At 59.6% G+C, this 21,986-nt stretch carries 17 protein-coding genes; 9 read left to right on the forward strand and 8 right to left on the reverse strand.

Annotated elements, in window-relative coordinates:
• Nucleotides 1-13 precede the first annotated feature (13 nt).
• Nucleotides 14-763 (reverse strand): 3-oxoacyl-ACP reductase family protein, encoded by a 750-nt coding sequence (locus KP808_RS08770; protein ID WP_230018129.1) that lies wholly within the window; start codon nt 761-763, stop codon nt 14-16.
• A gap of 113 nt (nt 764-876) precedes the next feature.
• Between KP808_RS08770 and KP808_RS08775 the strand changes: the two genes are divergently transcribed.
• Nucleotides 877-1,443 carry a cysteine hydrolase family protein gene (locus KP808_RS08775; RefSeq protein ID WP_219171205.1) on the forward strand — a complete coding sequence of 189 codons (567 nt, stop codon included), beginning with the start codon at nt 877-879 and terminating at the stop codon, nt 1,441-1,443.
• A gap of 12 nt (nt 1,444-1,455) precedes the next feature.
• On the opposite strand, the gene KP808_RS08780 is transcribed toward KP808_RS08775, so the two are convergent.
• The 3 genes from KP808_RS08780 to mfd form a co-directional block, all read right to left on the reverse strand.
• Complete coding sequence (locus KP808_RS08780; protein WP_057401581.1) at nt 1,456-4,200, reverse strand: DEAD/DEAH box helicase; 2,745 nt, start codon at nt 4,198-4,200, stop codon at nt 1,456-1,458.
• Between the two features lie 74 nt (nt 4,201-4,274).
• Nucleotides 4,275-4,799: a CsiV family protein gene (locus KP808_RS08785; protein ID WP_002552880.1), complete on the reverse strand. Its 525-nt coding sequence runs from the start codon at nt 4,797-4,799 to the stop codon at nt 4,275-4,277.
• An 11-nt stretch (nt 4,800-4,810) separates the two neighbouring features.
• A complete protein-coding gene (mfd, locus tag KP808_RS08790; RefSeq protein WP_230018130.1) occupies nt 4,811-8,263 on the reverse strand; it encodes a transcription-repair coupling factor in 3,453 nt (1,150 codons plus the stop codon).
• A 190-nt stretch (nt 8,264-8,453) separates the two neighbouring features.
• On the opposite strand from mfd, the gene KP808_RS08795 reads away from it, so the two are divergent.
• Both KP808_RS08795 and KP808_RS08800 read left to right on the forward strand, forming a co-directional pair.
• Nucleotides 8,454-9,917, forward strand: coding sequence for a glyceraldehyde-3-phosphate dehydrogenase (locus KP808_RS08795; RefSeq protein WP_219171208.1), 1,464 nt, complete (start codon nt 8,454-8,456; stop codon nt 9,915-9,917).
• 146 nt (nt 9,918-10,063) lie between these two features.
• Nucleotides 10,064-11,326, forward strand: a complete 1,263-nt coding sequence (locus tag KP808_RS08800; protein ID WP_230018132.1) for an MFS transporter — start codon at nt 10,064-10,066, stop codon at nt 11,324-11,326.
• Between the two features lie 83 nt (nt 11,327-11,409).
• Here the strand turns inward: KP808_RS08800 and tcuC are convergent, their stop codons facing one another.
• Nucleotides 11,410-12,702 carry an MFS transporter gene (gene tcuC / locus KP808_RS08805; protein ID WP_230018134.1) on the reverse strand — a complete coding sequence of 431 codons (1,293 nt, stop codon included), beginning with the start codon at nt 12,700-12,702 and terminating at the stop codon, nt 11,410-11,412.
• 387 nt (nt 12,703-13,089) lie between these two features.
• Here tcuC and KP808_RS08810 point away from each other — a divergent pair, with 387 nt between their 5' ends.
• Both KP808_RS08810 and sthA read left to right on the forward strand, forming a co-directional pair.
• Complete coding sequence (locus tag KP808_RS08810) at nt 13,090-14,112, forward strand: FAD:protein FMN transferase (protein WP_230018136.1); 1,023 nt, start codon at nt 13,090-13,092, stop codon at nt 14,110-14,112.
• Nucleotides 14,113-14,278: 166 nt separating this feature from the next.
• On the forward strand, nt 14,279-15,673 hold the full coding sequence (gene sthA / locus KP808_RS08815; RefSeq protein WP_002552886.1) for a Si-specific NAD(P)(+) transhydrogenase: 1,395 nt from the start codon (nt 14,279-14,281) through the stop codon (nt 15,671-15,673).
• Nucleotides 15,674-15,715: 42 nt separating this feature from the next.
• Here the strand turns inward: sthA and KP808_RS08820 are convergent, their stop codons facing one another.
• A complete protein-coding gene (locus KP808_RS08820; protein WP_010203821.1) occupies nt 15,716-16,438 on the reverse strand; it encodes a glycerophosphodiester phosphodiesterase in 723 nt (240 codons plus the stop codon).
• Nucleotides 16,439-16,509: 71 nt separating this feature from the next.
• Nucleotides 16,510-17,097 (reverse strand): PilZ domain-containing protein, encoded by a 588-nt coding sequence (locus KP808_RS08825; protein ID WP_002552888.1) that lies wholly within the window; start codon nt 17,095-17,097, stop codon nt 16,510-16,512.
• 102 nt (nt 17,098-17,199) lie between these two features.
• Here KP808_RS08825 and KP808_RS08830 point away from each other — a divergent pair, with 102 nt between their 5' ends.
• The 4 genes from KP808_RS08830 (at nt 17,200) to queF (ending at nt 21,423) form a co-directional block, all read left to right on the forward strand.
• Entirely contained in the window at nt 17,200-18,450 is a 1,251-nt protein-coding gene (locus tag KP808_RS08830) for a lipoprotein-releasing ABC transporter permease subunit (RefSeq protein ID WP_230018137.1), read from the forward strand.
• Between the two features lie 7 nt (nt 18,451-18,457).
• On the forward strand, nt 18,458-19,141 hold the full coding sequence (lolD, locus tag KP808_RS08835) for a lipoprotein-releasing ABC transporter ATP-binding protein LolD (RefSeq protein ID WP_011168252.1): 684 nt from the start codon (nt 18,458-18,460) through the stop codon (nt 19,139-19,141).
• A gap of 76 nt (nt 19,142-19,217) precedes the next feature.
• Nucleotides 19,218-20,462, forward strand: coding sequence for a lipoprotein-releasing ABC transporter permease subunit (locus KP808_RS08840; RefSeq protein WP_005744382.1), 1,245 nt, complete (start codon nt 19,218-19,220; stop codon nt 20,460-20,462).
• 130 nt (nt 20,463-20,592) lie between these two features.
• On the forward strand, nt 20,593-21,423 hold the full coding sequence (gene queF / locus KP808_RS08845; protein WP_057401587.1) for an NADPH-dependent 7-cyano-7-deazaguanine reductase QueF: 831 nt from the start codon (nt 20,593-20,595) through the stop codon (nt 21,421-21,423).
• Between the two features lie 254 nt (nt 21,424-21,677).
• Here queF and KP808_RS08850 read toward each other — a convergent pair whose 3' ends face one another.
• On the reverse strand, nt 21,678-21,944 hold the full coding sequence (locus KP808_RS08850) for a DUF4404 family protein (protein ID WP_230018145.1): 267 nt from the start codon (nt 21,942-21,944) through the stop codon (nt 21,678-21,680).
• Between the last annotated feature and the right edge of the window lie 42 nt (nt 21,945-21,986).

Here is a 21,986-nt window from a genome sequence, read left to right on the forward strand (position 1 = left end):
CGTCTCGTGAAGTTCAGGCGCTGAAGCCGCCGTCGATGGTCAGGCTGGCGCCGGTTATGTAGCCTGCTTCCGGGCCTGCCAGGTAGGCAACGAAGCTGGCAATTTCTTCGCTTGTGCCGTAGCGGGGCAAGGCCATGAGTGCTTTCAGGGTTTCGGCGAATTCACCGTGTGCCGGGTTCATGTCGGTATCCACCGGGCCGGGCTGGACGTTGTTGACGGTGATGCCCTGCGGGCCGAGGTCGCGGGCCATGCCTTTGGTGAGGCCGATCAGCGCCGATTTGCTCATGGCGTAGGTTGCTCCGCCAGCAAATGGCATGCGGTCGGCGTTGGTGCTGCCAATGTTGATGATGCGACTGCCTTCTTCCATATACCGGGCGGCTTCCTGGCTGGCGATGAACACGCTACGCACGTTAATCGCCAGAGTTTTGTCGAAGTCCTGCATTTTTAAGTCGTTAAGTGGTGCAATCGCCAGAATGCCGGCGTTGTTGACCAGAATGTCCAGCCTGCCAAGGGTTTCGGCGGTGGTCTGCACGGCCTGGCGAATGGCTTTCTCATCGGCGCTGTCTGCGCGAATGGCCAGTGCCCGACCGCCATTGGCGACGATGCTGTCTTGAATCTCCAGAGCGTTGACCTCGGAGCTGACATAGGTAAACGCCACGGCGGCGCCTTCTTTGGCCAGTCGCTGGACAATGGCTGCGCCGATACCACGTGAGCCGCCCTGCACGAGCGCTACTTTGCCGGCGAGTTTAAGGTGTTCGATCATGATGTTCTCCTTGGGGGCAGGTCTCGGACAGGCCTGAGCCTGTTGACGATTGCGACCAGAATAGACCTTGATTGCGATAGTCTTGCTGAACCAAAAGTTCGGACTGATTCATCATGGATATTCAAGGCAACAGCGCGCTGATCCTGATCGACATGCAGCAGGGCATCAATCACCCCAAGCTGGGGCGGCGTAACAATCCGCAAGCCGAGGCGAATATCGGCGCGCTGCTGGGTGTCTGGCGACAATCCGGGCGTCCGGTGATCCACGTCCGGCATTTCTCGACGTCGCCGCAATCAGTGTTCTGGCCGGAGCAGTCGGGGGTCGAGTACCAGCCAGCGTTCTTGCCGCACGCCGATGAGCGGGAGTTGAGCAAGCAGGTGCCTGACGCGTTTTGCGGGTCGTTTCTGGAGATGTGGTTACGCTCGGACGGGATCGGGCAGGTGGTGATTGTCGGCGTGATCACCAACAATTCCGTCGAGTCCACCGCGCGCAGTGGCGGCAATCTTGGCTTTGACGTGCTGGTGGCGCATGACGCCTGCTTTACCTTTGATCAAGCAGACTTCTTCGGCACGCCGCGCAGTGCCGAAGACGTGCACGCGATGTCGCTGGCCAACCTGCACGGTGAATACGCGACGGTCCTGTCCACGGCGCAGATCCTTCAGCATGTTGCTGTCGAATAGCGCCGGACGGGTTTACTTGCGGGTTTTCTTCGGGGCTGCGGGAAGCGGGGCGAACAGGGCCTGCAGGTCTTCGTCGCGCAGTTTCCAGTCGCCGGTTGTACGGCCATCAAGCACACCGGCTGCCAGCGCTGACTTTTCCCGTTGCAGGCGCTGGATTTTCTCTTCCACAGTGCCGCGCGCGATCATCTTGTAGACGAATACCGGCTTGTCCTGACCGATACGATAAGCACGGTCGGTCGCCTGGTTTTCGGCTGCCGGGTTCCACCACGGGTCATAGTGGATCACGGTATCGGCGGCAGTCAGGTTGAGGCCGGTGCCGCCAGCTTTCAGGCTGATCAGGAAGATCGGTAGCTTGCCGCTCTGGAAGTCATGAATCGGCGTGCGTCGATCGCGGGTCGATCCGGTCAGCAGCGCGTAAGCGATGCCGCGTTGCTTGAGCTCTTCTTCGATCAGGCTCAGCATCGACGTGAACTGCGAGAACAACAGAATCTTGCGGCCTTCAGCCAGCAGTTCTTCGAACATCTCCATCAGGCTGTTGAGCTTGCCTGAAGTGCCTTGTTTGCTGTTGACCGGCATGTCCTGATTGACCAGCCGCAGGTCGCAGCACACCTGACGCAGCTTGAGCAGCGCTTCAAGAATGATGATCTGGCTACGCGCCACGCCCTTGCGGGTGATTTCGTCCCTGACCTTCTTGTCCATCGCCAGGCGTACGGTTTCGTACACGTCGCGCTGGGCATCGTTAAGGTCGACCCAGTGGATGATCTCGGTCTTGGGTGGCAGCTCGGTGGCCACTTGCTCCTTGGTGCGGCGCAGCAGAAACGGCTTGATACGCGCATTGAGGTGGTGCAGGCGATCCTGGTTGCCATGCTTTTCGATGGCGGTGCGGTAATTGCTGTTGAATTCCTTGCTGTTGCCCAGCCAGCCGGGCATCAGGAAGTGGAACAGTGACCACAGCTCGCCCAGGTGGTTTTCCAGTGGCGTACCGCTTAAGCACAGGCGCTGACGTGCGTTGAGGTTGCGTGCGGCCTGGGCGGCCTTGCTGTTGGGGTTCTTGATGTACTGCGCTTCATCGAGAATCAGCACGTGGAAGGGCTGTTTTTCGAGCAGTTCCAGGTCCCGTGGCAGCAATGCGTAAGTGGTCAGGATCAGGTCGTAATCCTGCAGGTTGCCAGCGTCCTGATGACGATTGGCGCCATACAGTGCCAGTACCTTTAGGTCCGGAGTGAAGTGCTCGGACTCGTCCAGCCAGTTGGGAATCAGGCTGGTGGGCATGACGGCCAGTGCGGGGCGGTCGAGGCGTCCGGCCTGTTTTTCCATCAACAGGTGAGCCAGGGTCTGCAGCGTTTTGCCCAGTCCCATGTCGTCGGCCAGCACGCCGCCGACTTCCAGCTCGCGCAACGACTGCATCCAGCTCAGGCCTTCCAGCTGATAAGGGCGCAGTGTGGCATTAAGGCCATCGGGCAGGCTGACCGGCGCGTCCTTGATGTTGATCAGGCGTTCGGCGAAGTGGCGCAGACGGTCGCCACCCTGCCAGGTCAGCGGCAGGTCTTCAAGCTGGGTCAGGCGTGCTGCATCGGCCTTGCTCATGCGCAGCGCGTTGTTGCCCTCCTGCCGCCAGTAGAAATCGCCCAGCGTCGCCAGTACCGGCTTGAGCCTGCCGTAGGGCAGGGCGATCTGCACCGGGCTGCCGCCGCTCTGGGTGAAGTGGTTGAGCTGCACCAGCAGTTGTTCTTCGTCGCCCCGCTTGGCCACGGCCGAGGGGCTCATCAGTTCGGGATGGCTGCGGATCAGGTTGATCAGGATCGGCAGCAGGCTCAGGCGTTCGCCGTTGACGATGATGCCCAGTTCCAGGTCGAACCAGTCGCGCTCGTTCTCTTCATCAATGACGGCATACCAGTCTTCCACGGGGGTAACGTCGAAGCCGAACTCGTCCTGAATGTCGATTTCCCAGCCTTGCTCGCGCAGCCGTGGCAGGTCGTCGAGGACGAAATGCAGCCAGGCCTTGTCGTTGGGCAGTTCGTACATGTCGCCAGCACTGTCGGGCAGGGCCTTGCTCTGCCGGGTGGCGACCTTGAAGCCCAGGTCGGCCAGTTCCTGACGCAACTGCCGCTCCCGTTCGCCCTGACGACGGATGCGCAGGGTTTCGGTGTCGGTGTGCTCGATGATGTCGCTTTTCTGATTCACCAGGTCGCTGCCCAGCGAACTGACCAGAATACTGACGTTGGTGGTGCCGACCGCGTAATGCTTACCGTAGGCAAAGGCCAATGCAGCACGGTGCTGAATATGCCGCTGCATGCGTCCGTTGCGTGGCTCGTAGGCGCTGAACTCGATGCTTGCCAGAATCAGTCTTGGCCGCGGTTGCAGGTTATCGATCAGGCGTTCCGGCAGCTTCGGCTTTTGCTCGACATGCTTTTCCATTTCCTGCTGGTGCGAAGCCAGCGCGGCTTGCAGCAGCGGCCGGTTCTGCGGGTCCTGGAGAAAATGCAGCGCGGCCACACAGTGCTTGCAATCGTTGCGGACCGGGCAGGTACATTTGCAGGTCAGGTAGTTCTTGTAGCGATCCGGGTCCTTGAACAGCAGGGTCTGGGTGTAGATTTCCAGACCCGAGCCGCGGCATGCGGTACGGATGATCTGCGGGCTGGAGTCTTCCAGCACGATGCGTTTTTGCCGGGCGTAGTCAAGCCCTCGCTCAAGCGTTCGATCGTTGAATAAGTCTGTCCAGGCCGAAGCCAGGACTTTTTCGAGAATGGACGACAAGTTTTAAAAGGCCCTACGCCGCAGCGATGCTCAAAAGAAAGGGGGCGCCTTGGCGTCCCTTGCGTACGTAAAGATCAAAGAGGAGAAACTTTGATCAGCAACGCGAGGTTGCCATTGTCCAGATAGGTCAGCTCACCGTTTTTTACCCTGGCGGTCTGCTTCAATCGTTCACTGCTGATGACCACGCCATGCGGGTCCAGCTGGTTGACCCAGAATTGTGCATCAATATCGGTAAAGCGTGCCATCGCCAGACTCACGGTGCCCTCGATCGGGAAGTGCCCAAGCCGCTCGTCACCACTGGTGACGGCAACCTTGCCCGGCTCGGTGCCGATGCTCTGCTGCCAGGCGCGCTGCATCAGCACCTGGTAGTTGCCGCTGCCCTGCAGTTTGCTGGCCAGATCATTGAGGGCTGGGCTTCGTTCATCGTTCGCGGCGATCTTCTGCGCGTCCTTGTCCCAGTTTTCCGGGACAAGCTGACGGGTCGAGGCGGGTTCGCCGTTCTGCCGGAACAGTAAAATCTCGACCTGATACAAGCCGTCGGCGAACGCGGTCGGCGCGATCAGCGTCAGCAGCAGGATCAATGAACGAAACAGACGCATGCGTGAATCCTTCAAGCAGTTTTCGGGGTCAGGCGCTCAAGCAGCGCTTCGATGGTGTTGAAACGCTCTTCCGGGCGCTCCATGGGGACCAGGAATTTGAACAGCGTGGCACCTTCGAACTTGTAACGGTTGGGCTGGCTCTGGATCAGCTTGATCAGGGTCAGCGGCTCAACCGGAGTCTCGGTCGCGAATTCGATGCGGCCACCTTGCGGGCCGCCGTCGATTTTCTTGATACCCAGCTGTTCGGCGTGCAGTTTGAGCAGCGTGATGCGCACCAGGTTCTTGGTCGGCTCCGGCAACAGGCCGAAGCGGTCGATCATTTCTACCTGCAAGTCTTTCAACGCCTCTTCGTCTGCTGCGTTGGCGATGCGCTTGTAGAGAATCAGGCGGGTGTGCACATCCGGCAGGTAGGCTTCCGGAATGAGTGCCGGTACGCGCAGGTTGATTTCCGGTCCGCCGCCCAGCGGCTGATCGAGATTGGGCTGTTCGCCCTTGCGAATCGACTTGACCGCGCGCTCGAGCATTTCCATGTACAGGGTAAAACCCACGGCCTGGATCTGACCGCTCTGGCCGTCGCCGAGCAGTTCGCCTGCGCCTCGGATCTCCAGGTCATTGGTCGCGAGCACGAAGCCCGCGCCAAGGTCCTGGGTATTGGCAATCGCTTCCAGACGCTTTTCGGCGTCGGGGGTGATTTGCTTGCGCGGCGGGGTCAGCAGGTAGGCATAGGCCTGGTGGTGACTGCGTCCGACGCGGCCGCGCAGCTGGTGCAACTGGGCCAGGCCGAACTTGTCGGCACGCTCGATGATGATGGTGTTGGCGCTTGGTACGTCGATGCCGGTCTCGATGATGGTCGAGGCGATCAGCACATTGAAGCGCTTGTGGTAGAAATCGCTCATCACCTGTTCGAGTTCGCGCTCGCGCATCTGGCCGTGGCCGATGCCGATACGGGCTTCCGGCACCAGTTCGGCCAGGTCCGCCGCGCATTTCTCGATGGTCTTGACGTCGTTGTGCAGGTAGTAGACCTGGCCGCCGCGCAGCAACTCGCGCAGCAGGGCTTCCTTGATGGTCGGCTTGTTCTGCTCCATGACGAAGGTGCGTACCGACAGCCTGCGCGCCGGTGGCGTGGCGATGATCGACAGATCACGCATGCCCGACACGGCCATGTTCAGGGTGCGCGGAATCGGCGTTGCGGTGAGGGTCAGAATGTCTACCTCGCTGCGCAGTGCCTTTAGCTGTTCTTTCTGGCGGACACCGAAGCGGTGTTCTTCGTCGATGATCACCAGACCGAGATTCTTGATCTTGACGTCATCCTGCAACAGCTTGTGCGTACCGATGACGATGTCAATCTTGCCCTCGGCCAGATCGGCAACGGCGGCGCTGACTTCCTTGGCCGACTTGAAGCGGCTCATCACTTCGACCGTCACCGGCCAGTCTGCGAAACGGTCGCGGAAACTGTTGTAGTGCTGCTGGGCGAGCAGGGTGGTCGGCACCAGAATGGCCACCTGACGCCCGCCGTGCACGGCAATGAAGGCGGCGCGCATGGCCACTTCGGTCTTGCCGAAGCCCACGTCGCCACACACCAGGCGATCCATGGGTTTGGGGGCCAGCATGTCGGCGCGCACGGCCTCGATGGTGGTCTGCTGATCCGGCGTTTCTTCGAACGGGAAGCCCGCACTGAAGGTGGCGTAGTCGGCTTTCGGGTCGGCGAAGGCATAACCCTCGCGAGCAGCCCGGCGTGCGTAGATATCCAGCAGCTCGGCAGCCACGTCGCGAACCTGCTCGGCCGCCTTGCGCTTGGCTTTCTGCCAGGTTTCCGAGCCCAGTCGGTGCAGTGGCGCGCTCTCGTCGTCGCTGCCGGTGTAGCGGGCAATCAGGTGCAGGTTGGCGACCGGGACGTACAGCTTGGCGTCCTCGGCGTAGGCCAGCATCAGGAATTCGGCGACCTGGTTTTCGACTTCCAGCGTCGCCAGCCCCAGATAGCGGCCAACGCCATGGTCGATGTGCACCACCGGCGCGCCTTCGCGCAGTTCGGTCAGGTTCTTGATGACGGCGTCGTTATTGCCGCCATCGGCGCGCTTTTCGCGGCGGCGGCGCTGCATGACCCGCTGGCCGAACAGCGGGCTTTCAGCGACCAGCGCCAGTGCCGGTTGCTCCAGCAGCAGGCCGTCGTCCAGCGGGGCGATGGTGATTGCCAGCCTGTCCTTGCCCTCGACGAAGTCCTGCCAGCTGTCGACCGTTTTTGGCCGCAGCTTCAGGCGTTCAAGCAGTTCCAGCAGCACTTCACGGCGACCGGCGGACTCGGCGGTAAACAGCACGCGACCGGGGAAGTCATCAAGAAATGTCGACAATGCCGCCAATGGCTGGCTGGCCTTGGCTTCAATGGACAGGTCCGGCAGGGTCTGGGCCGGGAAGCGTTCGCGCCCGGCTCCGGCATCGACATCCTGCTGGCTGGCCACCACGCGCGGCCAGTTTTTCAAGCGTGCAAAGCAATCTTCCACCGGCAGGAACAGCTCGGCCGGTGGCAGCAGTGGCCGTGCAGGGTCGACGCGACGTTCTTCATAGCGGTTGCGCACGTCGTTCCAGAAGTTCTCTGCGGCCTGCTCGATACCCGGCAGGGAAAACACCTGAGTGTCCTGCGGCAGATAATCGAACAGCGTCGAGGTTTCCTCGAAGAACAACGGAATGTAGTACTCGATACCGGCGGGCGTGATGCCGCTGCTCAAGTCCTGGAAAATCGGGCTGCGCCGGAAGTCCACGTCGAAGCGCTCGCGAAAACGCGCCTTGAAGCGCGTGACTTCTTCTTTCTGTAGCGGGAATTCGCGGGCAGGCAACAAGCGCACCGACTCGACCTTGTCGATGGAGCGTTGCGTGTCCGGATCGAAGGTGCGCAGGGTTTCGATTTCATCGTCGAACAGGTCGATACGGAACGGCAGCTTGCTGCCCATCGGGAACAGGTCGATCAGTGCGCCGCGCACGGTGAACTCGCCGTGCTCGTAAACCGTGTCCACGTAGCGATAGCCGCTGGCTTCCAGGCGCGTGCGCATGGCTTCCACATCAAGCTTCTGGCCGACATCCAGCACCAGGCTGCTGCCGAGCAGGAATTTGGTCGGCGCGAGTCTGTGTAGGGCGGTCGTGATCGGTACTACCAAAACGCCATGCTCCAGCTCCGGCAGGCGATAAAGGCTGGCGATGCGCTGGGAAATGATGTCCTGGTGCGGCGAAAACAGGTCGTAGGGCAGGGTTTCCCAGTCCGGGAAGTGCAGAACCGGCAGCGTGGGCGCGAAAAACTTCAGCTCTTGCTCCAGCCGCTCGGCGCTCTGGCTGTCGGCGGTCAGTAGCAGGGTAAAGCGCTTGGCTGCGCTGGCGGCCTCGGCAATGGCCAGGCTCAGTGCGGCACCGGGAAGATTGCCCCAGTGTTGTTTGCCTGCAGCGGCAGAAAGATGCGGTAGACGCAGAACTGGCACGGGAAGGTCGGGCTCCAGGCGTTGCAACAGGGGCGGCGATTGTAACGGGGGAAGGTGGTGGCTGTCAGTTTTCCGGAGTGTTACCGCGTATTTACGGGCGAAAATTATGTAGTGCCCACTGATATGACAGTCGCGCATTGCTCATAAACAAAGGCGCGGTCATAATGTAGCCCCTTTTTTCAGCCCCTACATGTGGAAGGTTCCCGTGACTCAGAAGCCCGACCAGTGTCTTGGTGAATGGATCGATCGTGAAGCTCTCGCCGAAGCGATGATCCCGCTCATCGGTCAGCTCTACCGCAATAATAATGTGGTGAGTTCGATCTATGGCCGCAGCCTGATCAACCGTTCAGTCATCGCGATTCTCAAAGCTCACCGCTTTGCGCGTCATCGTCAGTCCGATGCGGTTGAGTTGTCCGTACACGAGACGTTCCCGCTTGTAAAAGCGATGAGCGAGCTCAAACTGGGTGCCGCTTCGGTGGACCTGGGCAAGCTGGCCGTGAAGTTCAAGACTGAAGGCAACGGCCGCACGCCCGAGCAGTTCGTACGTGAAGAACTGGCCGGTGTAGTGGGTCAGCAGGGCACCAGCCCGCGCAAGGGCACTGATGTCGTGCTTTACGGTTTCGGTCGTATCGGTCGCCTGCTGGCGCGGATCCTGATCGAGAAGACCGGTGGTGGCGACGGTCTGCGTCTGCGTGCCATCGTGGTCCGCAAAGGCGCGGAAAACGATCTGGTCAAGCGTGCCAGCCTGCTGCGTCGTGACTCGGTACATGGTCCGTTCGATGGCACCATCACCATTGATGAAGCCAACAGCACCATCACCGCCAACGGCAACCTGATTCAGGTGATCTACGCCAAGAACCCGTCCGAGGTGGATTACACCCAATACGGTATCAAGGACGCTCTGCTGGTGGACAACACTGGTGTATGGCGTGATGCCGACGGTCTGGGTCAGCACCTGGCCTGCCCTGGCATCGACCGCGTGGTATTGACCGCGCCGGGCAAAGGCAAGCTGAAGAACATCGTGCACGGTATCAACCACGGTGAAATCACCGCGGATGACAAAATCGTCTCGGCGGCATCCTGCACCACCAACGCCATCGTGCCGGTGCTCAAGGCTGTCAACGACAAGTTCGGCATCACCAATGGTCACGTTGAAACCGTTCACTCGTACACCAACGACCAGAACCTGATCGACAACTTCCACAAGGGCGATCGCCGTGGCCGCAGCGCCGCGTTGAACATGGTCATCACCGAAACCGGCGCAGCCACCGCTGCGGCGAAGGCGCTGCCTGAGCTGGCCGGAAAGCTGACCGGTAACGCGATCCGCGTTCCAACGCCGAACGTGTCCATGGCCATTCTCAACCTCAACCTCGAGAAGCCGACCACTCGCGAAGAAATGAACGAGTACCTGCGCTACATGGCGCTGCACTCGGACCTGCACAAGCAGATCGACTTTGTGAACTCACAGGAAGTGGTGTCCACCGACTTCGTCGGCTCGCGTCACGCCGGTGTTGTGGATGCCGAAGCCACCATCGTCAACGATAACCGCGTTGTGCTGTACGTCTGGTACGACAACGAGTTTGGCTACAGCCACCAGGTTGTTCGCGTGATGGAAGACATGGCAGACGTCAATCCGCCTGCCTTTCCGCAGTAAATGTTGAACGCTTGAACTGCCCGGTCTGACCGGGCAGCAAATAAACGGGCCGAACCCTGCGCATGCAGGCTTCGGCCCGTTTTGTTTTGTTGCGTGTCATGAGAACCTGTCAGGCACAGCCCTTGTGGATGAAGGAGTAGCCAAGGATGAGCAGTTCGGCCATGGACGGATCGCAGCAACACCTCAAAAGCAGCTTCTTTTTTCTGTTTCTGACGATTTTCGTCCCCTTTGGTCTTGGGCATTTCGTTTCGTACCTGTTTCGTACCGTCAATGCGGTGATCTATGTCGATCTGCAGGCCGACCTGAGTTTGCCCGCGAGCAGCCTGGGGTTGTTGACCGGCGTGTATTTTCTGACCTTCGCTGCCGCACAGATTCCCCTCGGCGTCATGCTTGATCGTTACGGCCCGCGCAGCGTGCAGGCGCCGATGCTGTTGTTTGCGGTCGCCGGTTCGGTCATCTTCAGTATTTCCAGCAGCGAAACAGGGTTGTTGATCGGGCGAGGGCTGATCGGTCTGGGGGTAGCGGGTTCGCTGATGAGTGCCATCAAGGCGTGTGCCATCTGGTTGCCGGTCGAACGTTTGCCGCTGAGTACCGCCTGCTTGCTGTCAATTGGCGGGCTGGGCGCGATGGCGTCGACCACGCCTTTGCATGCGTTGCTGAGCTGGCTGACCTGGCGAGAAGCGTTTCTGGTGCTGGCGCTGCTGACCTTTTGTGTGGCCGTGGTCATACACCTCAGTGTTCCCAAAGCCTACGAGACCAGAAACACCCGCTACAGCGATATGTTTGCCGCAGTCGGCAAACTTTACTCTTCCTGGACGTTCTGGCGTCTGGCGTTGTATTCAGTGTTTTCGCACGCCATCTACATGTCGGTACTGTCGCTATGGATGGGGCCGTGGTTGCGTGACATGGCCGGGCTGAGCGATTCAGGCATGGCCAATGTACTGTTGTTCGGCGCCATCGCGATGGTTGCAGGGTCCCTGACGTTCGGCACGATCACCGATTATCTGCGCAGGTTCGGCGTACAGCCGATCATGGTCTGTGGCGCTGGCATGGTGATCTTCATCGGCTTCCAGATGCTGATGGCCAGTGGTCTACCGGTGTCACCTTATATTGTTGCGATGGGCTTCAGCTTCTTCGGCACGTCGATCACCATGAATTACGCCATTGTGGCGCAATCGGTTGCACCGGAGCTGGCGGGCAGGGTCAGCTCTTCCTTCAATCTGGTGGTGTTTGTGCTCGCGTTTTTCCTCCAGTGGCTGATGGGTGTGGTACTCAACCTGTGGCCGGTTGTGCAGGGTGCCGGTCATCCGCTTGAGGCCTATCAGTGGTCGCTGGGTTTAATGATTGCGTTGCAATTGCCTGGGGTGCTGCTCTGGCTCGGCTTTCGGCCCTGGAGGCGCGCTGTCTGAAAAAGCAAAACCCCGGCCGAGATCAACTCGTACCGGGGTTTTGCTTTTAGCCGTTACAGCCATCTGATTGATCAAGCGATGAATCAAGCGGTTGCAGGTGCTCCAGGCGCTTCAAGCTTCTGTCCGCCTTTGCGGAACAGCACCAGCGTGGCTATCAAGCCCAGCACTGCTGCGCCGGTCAGCCAGATGCCTGGCGCTGCCTTGTTGCCCAATTCGTGAATCAGGTAAGTACAGGCCGCCGGGGTGAAGCCGCCGAAGGTCGCGGTCGCCAGGCTGTAGGCCAGCGAGAAACCCGTGGTGCGGACTTCGACCGGCATGATCTCGGTCAGCGCAACGACCATCGCGCCGTTGTAGGAGCCGTACAGGAACGAGAACCACAACTCGACCATCAGCAGATTGCCGAAGCTTGGGTGTGCGACCAGCCACGACAGGGCAGGGTAGGCGGTGGCGATGGCCAGCACGGTCGCTGCAATCAACAGCGGCTTGCGGCCGATGCGATCCGAGAAAGAACCCATGATCGGCAGCCAGATGAAGTTGGACACGCCGACGCAGACGGTCACCAGCAAGCTTTCCAGGTCGGTCAGGTTCAGTTCGTTCTTGCCGAAGGTCGGGGTATAGGCGGTAATCAGGTAGAACGACACCGTGGTCATCACTACCAGAGCCATGCCGCCCAGCACCAGGCCAAAGTTCTGGCTGATGGAGCGCACCACTTCACGCAGCGTCGGGCGGTGCGTGCGGGCTTCGAACTCCGGTGACTCTTCCAGCGAACGGCGGATGATGAAGATCGCCGGCACAATCAGGCAGCCGATCAGGAACGGCACGCGCCAGCCCCATTCGCCCATTTGCTCTGGGCTCAGCCAGTGGTTCAGACCCACGCCCAGCAAGCCGGCGAATACCACGGCAGCCTGTTGACTGGCGGACTGCCAGCTGACGAAGAAACCTTTGCGACCCGGTGTCGAGATTTCAGCGAGGTACACCGAAACACCACCCAGCTCGACGCCAGCCGAGAAGCCTTGCAGCAGGCGACCGAGCAGCACCAGCAGCGGCGCAACAACGCCCAGAGTGGCGTAGCCCGGCACACAGGCAATCAGCAAAGTGCCCATTGCCATCATCGCGAGGGTGATAATCAGGCCCTTGCGACGTCCGTGACGGTCGATATAGGCACCGAGAAAGATCGCGCCCAAGGGTCGCATCAGGAAGCCCGCGCCGAAGGTCGCCAGCGACAGCATCAACGAAGCGAATGCGCTGTCGGAGGGGAAAAATGTCTTGGCAATGGCCGTGGCGTAAAAGCCGTAGACCATGAAATCGAACATCTCGAGGAAGTTACCGCTGACAACGCGAAAGATCGCTTTGCCCTTACTTGTTGTGGAGGCCATTTAGTTACTCGCTCAGGCTCGTCGGCTTGGAGTCCGTTGTCGTTGTTATCCCGTTTACATCGCCATTACGTGTGTGCGACTGGCGATGCACATTTGTAACAGTATGTGTAACAGGGCTCAAAAACAACCGTTTCGGCGATTTGCTATCACTTAACAGACGCTTGACAGGTATGACCGGTCGATGCGTGCACGGCGTATCAACCAGATGAAACCGGATGAACAGACATGCTGTATGGGAACCATAAGCCCGACACTGACCACTCAATACTTTGGTCGACCTCGTATGGGTGAAGCCCGGTCCCGGTCCGAGTGGGCCGCTATGGACGGTTTTCTGTCTTGTTTGCCAATGAAGGCAAGTCACTCTGAATGGTTTTTTTAGTGCGGGGCATGAGTTTGCGTGGGTTTTGCAGGGTTGCAGGGTGCCTGGTGCTGCTGGCGTGCGCTGGTTGCGGTCAGGAACGCAAGCTGGAGAGCTTTGGCGGGCCGGCCATGGGCAGTCACTATTCAGTGGTATACGTGCGCGGTTCCGGGCAGCCTGAACCTGAGGTCGTGCGCCCGCAGATCGAATCGATTCTGGCCGAAGTCGATCAACAGATGTCACTTTGGCGCAGTGACTCGGATATCGAGCTTTTCAATGCATTGCCTGCCAATAGCTGCCAGACCATGCCCGAACCGGTTTTGAAACTGATCGGTGTTGGCGAGCAGCTGTCACGGGACAGTGATGGTGCGTTCGACCTGACGGTGAAGCCGCTGATGGACCTGTGGGGGCTGGGCGCTCATGCACTGTTTGAGCAAATGCCGCTGGTGCGCCAGTTGGCCCGCACTCGGGCGACGGTGGGCTATCGCGGTCTGCGTGTCGTCGGGCAGCAGTTGTGCAAAAGCGCCGCTGTGCAAGTGGACCTCAACAGTATTGCCGCCGGTTATGCGGTAGATCGCATCAGCGAGCGCATGGAAAAGCTGGGGTTGCACGATTATCTGGTGCAAGCCACGGGTGAACTGAAAGTCAGCGGGCTCAAGCCCGACGGTTCGCCCTGGAGGGTGACGCTGGACGCGCCGCTCGACGATGGCAATGTCACGCAAAAAGTATTTCCGCTGAAGGGCTACGCCGTATCTACGTCGGGCGACTATAGTCGTTACGCCGACCATGGCGGGTGGCGCATTTCCGATACGCTCGATGCCTTGACCGGTAAGCCGATCAGCCACAGCCTGGCGTCGGTGACGGTCATTCATCCCTCGGCGCTGATGGCTGACGGACTCTCCTCACTGCTGTTGATTCTCGGCCCGCGGCGCGGCTGGAATTATGCGCAAGAACATAAAATCCCTGCTTTTTTTGTGATTCGTGCCGATAAGCGCTTTATCATCCGCAGCAACGCGTCGTTTGATCGTCTGGCGGTGGAGCAGCCGCGGTAAGTCAAGAGGCTGGAACTTCCGGTCAATTGCCACCCTGCACAGACAAAAATTGGCCTTCGACGCGACCAAGGGTTAATGTTCGCCGCCCCGGTGCAGCGCTAGACTGCGCCGCGTGATTTAGCCAGAGATGCCAGAGTGGCGCCTCGGTCTGTTTAAAGGAGTACGCATGGCTGTCTACAACTACGACGTAGTGGTACTGGGTTCCGGCCCTGCCGGAGAAGGCGCGGCAATGAACGCCGCCAAGGCGGGGCGCAAGGTCGCCATGGTCGACAGCCGTCGGCAAGTGGGCGGTAACTGCACCCATTTGGGCACCATTCCGTCCAAGGCTCTGCGTCACTCGGTCAAGCAGATCATTCAGTTCAACACCAATCCGATGTTCCGGGCCATTGGCGAGCCGCGCTGGTTTTCGTTTCCGGATGTGTTGAAAAACGCCGAAATGGTCATTTCCAAACAGGTGGCCTCGCGCACCAGTTACTACGCCCGCAACCGTGTCGATGTGTTCTTCGGCACCGGCAGTTTTGCCGACGAGACCAGCATCAACGTGGTCTGCACCAACGGTGTGGTGGAAAAGCTGGTGGCCAACCAGATCATCATCGCCACCGGTTCGCGCCCCTATCGTCCGGCCGACATCGATTTCAGTCACAAGCGCATCTACGACAGCGACACCATCCTCAGCCTGGGGCACACCCCGCGTAAGCTGATCATTTATGGCGCGGGCGTGATCGGCTGTGAGTACGCCTCGATCTTCAGTGGTCTGGGTGTTCTGGTCGAGCTGGTGGATAACCGTGACCAGTTGCTGAGCTTCCTGGATTCGGAAATCTCTCAGGCATTGAGTTATCACTTCAGCAACAACAACGTGATGGTTCGCCATAACGAAGAATACGAGAAGGTCGAAGGTCTGGATAACGGCGTTGTCCTGCACCTTAAGTCCGGCAAGAAAATCAAGGCAGATGCCTTGCTGTGGTGCAATGGCCGTACCGGCAACACCGACAAGCTGGGGCTGGAAAACATTGGTCTCAAGGCCAATGGTCGTGGCCAGATCGAGGTGGACGAGAACTATCGCACCAGCGTTTCCAATGTCTATGGCGCAGGCGACGTTATCGGCTGGCCAAGTCTGGCAAGCGCTGCCTACGATCAGGGCCGCTCGGCGGCTGGCAGCATGGTCGACAACGGCAGCTGGCGCTATGTCAACGACGTACCGACCGGGATCTATACCATTCCGGAGATCAGTTCGATCGGCAAGAACGAGCACGAGCTGACCCAGGCCAAGGTGCCGTACGAAGTGGGCAAGGCGTTCTTCAAGGGTATGGCCCGTGCGCAGATTTCCGGTGAGCGGGTCGGGATGCTGAAGATCCTGTTCCACCGCGAAACGCTGGAAGTGCTGGGCGTGCATTGCTTCGGTGACCAGGCGTCCGAGATCGTGCACATCGGTCAGGCGATCATGAGCCAGCCGGGCGAAGCGAACACCATGAAGTACTTCGTCAACACCACGTTCAACTACCCGACCATGGCCGAAGCCTATCGGGTAGCGGCATACGACGGTCTCAACCGGCTTTTTTAAGCGACTCCGGCCGGTGGCCTGAGCCGGCCGGGGAGACCGATTTCAGCGACTCCCGAGCGTGGCGGTGGCCAAACCGGGAAAGTCTGTAATCAGGCTGTCGACGCCGAAATCAGCGAGCCTGCGCATCAGTGCAGGCTCGTTGACTGTCCACACAGACACATGCAGGCCCTGACGCTGTGCTTTCTGCAGGCGCTCCGGGGTACACAGTGTCCAGTTCAATGCCAGAATCTCACAGCCGTAGCTTTGTGCGACCTTCAACGGGTCGAGCCAGGCGTACTCGGCCACCAGCCCGCGCGAAATGTCCGGCGTCAGGTCGAGGGCGGCGCGCAGCACTTCACGAGAGCTGGAGGTGATGGTGACCTTGTCGAGCAAGCCATGACGCTGAGCCATTTCACGAATGGCCAACACGGTGTTGGCGGCGCGGGTGCGTGAGGCGCTTTTGACTTCCAGTTGCCAGTGCTCGAAATCGCATTGCTCGAACAGCTCTTCTAGGCGCGGAATCGGGCAGGGCGAGACCCAGCCGGGGCCACCTTTGCGTGCGTCATAGGTCACCAGGTCGGCGGCCAGATGCTCATTGACCTTGCCGCGTCGGTCGGTGGTGCGCTTGAGGGTCGGGTCGTGAATGACCATCAACTCTCCGTCCAGTGACAGATGCAGGTCCAGTTCACAGCGGCGCACGCCGTGCTTGATGCATTCCTGGAAGCTGACCAGGGTGTTTTCCGGTGCTTCGCCCTTGGCGCCGCGGTGGCCGTAGATAAGGGTCACGTTTACTCCTGGCCGTTAAGGCACCCACTGCTGATATGAAATGATGAGGTGAAACCAAGCATCCCGGAAACTCAATTGCCGGATGGCTGACCCTGTTCAAGGGCCTGACGTCGATGCTGAGCCTGGCGCTGCAACACGTGCCGTGCAAGCAATTGGCGTTGAGCGTCCGGCAGGTTGACGAAGTCGGTGCTGATGTCAAAACCGCCATCTGCCCGTGCATCGCACTGGCTGACCCTGGCGCGCAGCATCAGACCTGCAGCCTGGGGCATCAGCACCATCTTGATCGACAACTGTTCGCCCACGGCAAAGCCTTGTTGCGAATTGAATTGAATGCCGCCCTCGGACAGCTTTACCGGTTGCGGAGCGCCCAGTTTGCCCAGTGCCGTATGTGCAACCACTTCGCCCAGCAGGTCGATGCGCTTGCTCAACGACTTGAGAAAACTGTTCAGCACCCGGTCGCGCTCGTCGAGTTGGCGCATCAAATGCTGTGATTCGAACTCGCTGACGTGTAGCTCGCTGAGCAGGTCGAACAGTGTCGAGGTGTCCTGCATGGCGTCCTGACTTGCCTGGTCGGCACCAGACAGGGGGTTAATTTCCAGTGCGACGCTGTCGTCGATACGGTAGTATTCGCGGCGTCCTGCTTCATCTAATGTCGACATGGCGAACCCAAGCTAGCGGCGGTGGTCTGAGAGTTTCGAGTGTAAAGCTGCACGTCAAGGCCCGCCACATGGACGTCCTCATTCCTGCGAACAAATTCCTACATGTTCAGACCTCTTTTTGTATTTATCGGCACGCGCTACACACGTGCCAAGCGACGCAACCATTTTGTTTCGTTCATCTCCCTGACGTCCATGATCGGCCTCGCCCTCGGCGTGGTAGTGATGATAGTCGTGTTATCGGTGATGAATGGCTTCGATCACGAAATGCGTACCCGCGTGCTCGGCATGGTGCCACACGCGACCATCGAGTCGGCTGACCCGATCACCGACTGGCGTGGCCTGGCCGCGAAGGTTCAGGAAAACCCGCAGGTGCTGGCCGTTGCGCCATTCACTCAGATGCAGGGTTTGCTGACCCACGACGGCAAGGTTCAGAAGGTGCTGCTCAATGGCATCGACCCGGCCGAGGAGCGCAAGGTCTCGATCATTGACCACTTCATCCAGCAGGGCCAGCTCGACAGCCTGTCTCCCGGCAGTTTCGGCATCATGATCGGCGACAAGGCGGCTGCCAAACTGGGCGTCGTGGTCGGCGACAAGCTGACCTTTGTCGCGCCTGAGGTAACTGTCACGCCTGCCGGCATGTTCCCGCGCATGAAGCGTTTCGAAGTGACCGGTATCTTTCATGTCGGCGCTGGCGAAATCGACGGCTTTCTGGGGTTGACCAACCTCGATGACCTGGCCCGTCTGCACCGCTGGAAGCCCAATCAGGTGCAGGGCCTGCGGCTCAAGTTCGATGATCTGTTTGCAGCGCCGCGCACCTCGTGGGAAATCGCCCAGAAGCTGGGCGAAAACAATTTCTATTCCCGTGACTGGACACGCACTCACGGCAACCTCTATCAGGCCATCCGCATGGAAAAAGCCATGATTGGCCTGTTGCTGCTGCTGATTGTGGCCGTTGCGGCATTCAACATCATTTCCACGCTGGTGATGGTGGTCAATGACAAGAAGGGCGATATCGCCATTTTGCGCACACTGGGCGCGACACCACGGCAGATCATGGCGATCTTCATGGTGCAGGGCACGGTGATCGGGGTGGTCGGCACGCTGATCGGCGCGGCGCTGGGCATCCTTGCAGCGCTTAACGTCAGTGCTGCCATCGCTGCGCTGGAAGGGCTGATCGGCCACAAGTTTCTCAACGCCGACGTCTATTTCATCGATTACCTGCCTTCGCAACTGATGGCCCAGGACGTGTTCCAGGTCTGCGGTGCGGCGTTGGTCCTGAGTTTCCTCGCCACCCTGTATCCCGCCTGGCGTGCTGCGCGCACCCAGCCGGCGGAGGCGTTACGTTATGAGTGAGTCGGGCATGTCTGATAAAGCAGTATTGAGTTGCCGCAACCTGGGTAAATCCTACGAGGAAGGCCCGGAGTCGGTCGTGGTGTTGTCCGGTCTGCAACTGGAGCTGCATCCCGGTGAGCGGGTCGCGATTGTCGGCAGTTCGGGGTCGGGCAAAAGTACTTTGCTCAATCTTCTTGGCGGTCTGGACACACCGTCCGAAGGCAGTGTCTGGCTGGCGGGCGAAGAATTGTCGGCACTGGGCGAAAAGGCGCGTGGCCTGCTGCGTAACCGCGCGTTGGGTTTTGTCTACCAGTTCCACCATTTGCTGCCCGAATTCACGGCGCTGGAAAACGTCTGCATGCCCTTGCTGATCGGCCGTACGGCGATACCCGAGGCCCGTAAACGCTCCACCGCGTTGCTCGAACGTGTCGGCCTCGGCCATCGTCTGGCGCACAAGCCTTCGGAGCTTTCCGGTGGCGAGCGGCAGCGTGTGGCCATTGCTCGTGCCTTGATCAATCAGCCAGGTCTGGTGATGCTTGACGAGCCGACCGGCAACCTCGATCACCACACCGCGCAGGGCATTCAGGACCTGATGCGTGAGTTGAGCACGTCATCGCGCACGGCGTTTCTGATCGTGACCCACGACATGAGCCTCGCCAGACAAATGGACCGCGTTCTGCGTCTGGAAGACGGCCGCCTCGTCGAGGCCTGATTGACCCGGCCCGGCGCAACTCATCGCGCCGGGCTCTACGTTTTTACACGGTGTTTTTTCCCACGGTGCTTCGCGAATGTTCAGACCGTTACCCATCTTCATCGGCATGCGCTATACCCGCGCCAAACGCCGCAAAAGCTTCATCTCGTTCATTTCGATGACTTCGATGATCGGGCTGGCACTCGGTGTGCTAGCGATGATCGTGGTGCTGTCGGTCATGAACGGTTTCCAGCGGGAAATGAGTTCGCGGATCCTGGGCATGGTGCCGCATGCGGTTATCGCAGGTGCCACACCGGTGGATGACTGGAAACCGCTGGCCGACGCTGCGTTGAAAAATCCTGAAGTCACCGCTGCTGTACCGTTTACCGACATGGAAGGCATGCTGTCCTACAAGGGCTCGATGCAGCCTATCCAGATCAGCGGCGTTGACCCGGCGCTGGAGCATGAAGTGTCGATTGTCACTCAGCACATTACGCGTGGAAGTCTTGAAGACCTCAAGCCGGGCGAATTTGGTGTGGTACTTGGCGATATAACCGCGCGCCGCTTTCGCTTGAGCATCGGCGACAAACTGACCCTGATCGTACCGGAAGTCAGCAGTGCGCCGGGCGGCATCACGCCGCGCCTGCAACGTCTGACCGTCGTGGGTATTTTCAAGGTCGGTGCCGAGCTGGACGGCTCGATGGGCTTGATCAACATTGCCGACGCCGCGCAGATGCAACGCTGGCAACCCAATCAGGTTCAAGGCGTGCGACTGGCGCTCAAGGACCTGTACAAGGCGCCTCAGGTGTCCACAGCCATTGCTGCCGGTCTGGGTGCCGGGTATCACGCCGATGACTGGACCCACACTCAGGGCAGCCTGTTCAGCGCCATGAAAATGGAAAAGACCATGATCGGCCTTTTGCTGCTGATGATCGTTGCGGTTGCGGCGTTCAACATCATTGCCACGCTGATCATGGTGGTCAATGACAAGGGCGCGGACATCGCCATTCTGCGTACCATCGGCGCCACGCCGCGGCAAATCATGGCGATCTTCATGGTCCAGGGCACGGTGATCGGTATTGTCGGCACCCTGATCGGCGGCGTGCTGGGCATTATTGCCGCGCTGAACGTCAGCAGTCTGGTGGGTTGGGTCGAGCGGGTCAGTGGCCAGCACATCTTCAGTTCCGACGTGTACTTCATCAGCAACCTGCCTTCCCAATTGCAGGGCGGCGATGTGCTGCTGATCTGCAGTGCCGGTTTTATCCTGAGCTTTCTGGCCACGATCTATCCTGCCTGGCGCGCCGCGCAGATCCAGCCTGCGCATGCATTGCGTTATGAGTGATCAGAGCCGGGTTGCCCTCGTCGAGGCCGCATTGCGGCCCGCGACGGCTGCGGGCTGAAGCGGATTTTCGCTGAAAGCCCTGCGCAAACGCTATAAACTCGCCGCGTTAATTCATGATCCAGGTATCGCCATGCATCCCGCAGCCGAACACTCGCCGCTGGGCAAGTCCAGTGAGTACATCGCCACCTATACGCCATCTTTGCTGTTCCCGATCCCCCGTGCTGCAAAGTGGGCGGAGCTTGGGCTGACGGCTCAGACGCTGCCTTATCAGGGTGTCGATTTCTGGAATTGTTACGAGTTGTCCTGGCTGCTGCCGTCCGGCAAACCAGTGGTGGCCATTGCCGAGTTCAGCATTCCGGCCGATTCGCCGAACATCATCGAATCGAAGTCCTTCAAGCTGTACCTCAACTCGTTGAATCAGACCGCCTTCGCTGCCGTTGAGCAGGTGCAGGCAACCCTTGAGCAGGATCTGTCAGCTGCGGCCGGCAAGCCGGTTGGCGTGCGCATTCGCAGCCTGAGCGACATTGAGGGGGAGGGTGTGGCGACTTTGCCGGGCGTCTGCATCGACGATCTGGATATCACGGTCAGTAGCTACGATCGCCCTCAGCCTGAGCTGCTGCGCTGCGATGAGTCGCGAATTATCGAAGAGAGCGTGCACAGTCATTTGCTCAAATCCAACTGCCCGGTCACCAGTCAGCCCGACTGGGGCAGTGTAGTGGTCGAGTATCGCGGTGCGGCGCTGGATCACAGCAGCCTGTTGGCGTATATCGTCAGCTTCCGCCAGCATTCGGACTTTCACGAGCAGTGTGTGGAAAGAATCTTCCTCGACCTGCAGCGTTTGCTCAAACCGGAAAAACTGACGGTTTATGCACGCTACGTACGCCGCGGTGGTCTGGATATCAACCCGTATCGCAGCACAGAAACGCTGGACGTGAATAATCGCAGGCTGGCGCGGCAGTAGTATCGTCTGGGGCTCAGGGCGTGGACGCAGAGCGTCCGCAACGGCATTCCCACGCGGAGCGTGTGGAACGAAAATTGTCTGTGTCCATCAGTGACGATGCAGCGCGTCGTTACCCACTGGCTGATATTTCCAGGTTCAGGATTATCGTGCCGACGCTCCGCGTCGGCATGCGTTGGGTGACGCTCTGCGTCACAACTCTACGCCTCACCATGCATCAGCGGCCTTACGCAGAGCCAGCAGAGCGGCATTCCCCATCAGACTCCGATATTGCCCAGCGTCTGCACGATGTTGCGCAAGGTGCCAGCGATGGTCGGATGCTCCAGCTCGAAACGCTCGACGGCCAGGTTCACGCCGTCAGCCAAACTGCTGTCTTCATGGGTGGCGTTTTCCAGCTGAATTTCAGTTTCGATTTGTTGCATGAGTTCGTGAAGGTTTTCCCGCTCAGACTCCGAAAGCGGGGGGTTATGCTCCAGTTGCTCGCGCAGGGTGTTGAGTTGTTCTTGCAGTTCGCGGGCGGGCATGACGTGCTCCTTGATTGATAAGTCTGTCTCATGGACTTCGCC

The sequence above is a fragment of the Pseudomonas savastanoi genome, assembly GCF_020917325.1.
In the GTDB taxonomy this organism is placed as follows: Bacteria; Pseudomonadota; Gammaproteobacteria; order Pseudomonadales; family Pseudomonadaceae; genus Aquipseudomonas; species Aquipseudomonas amygdali.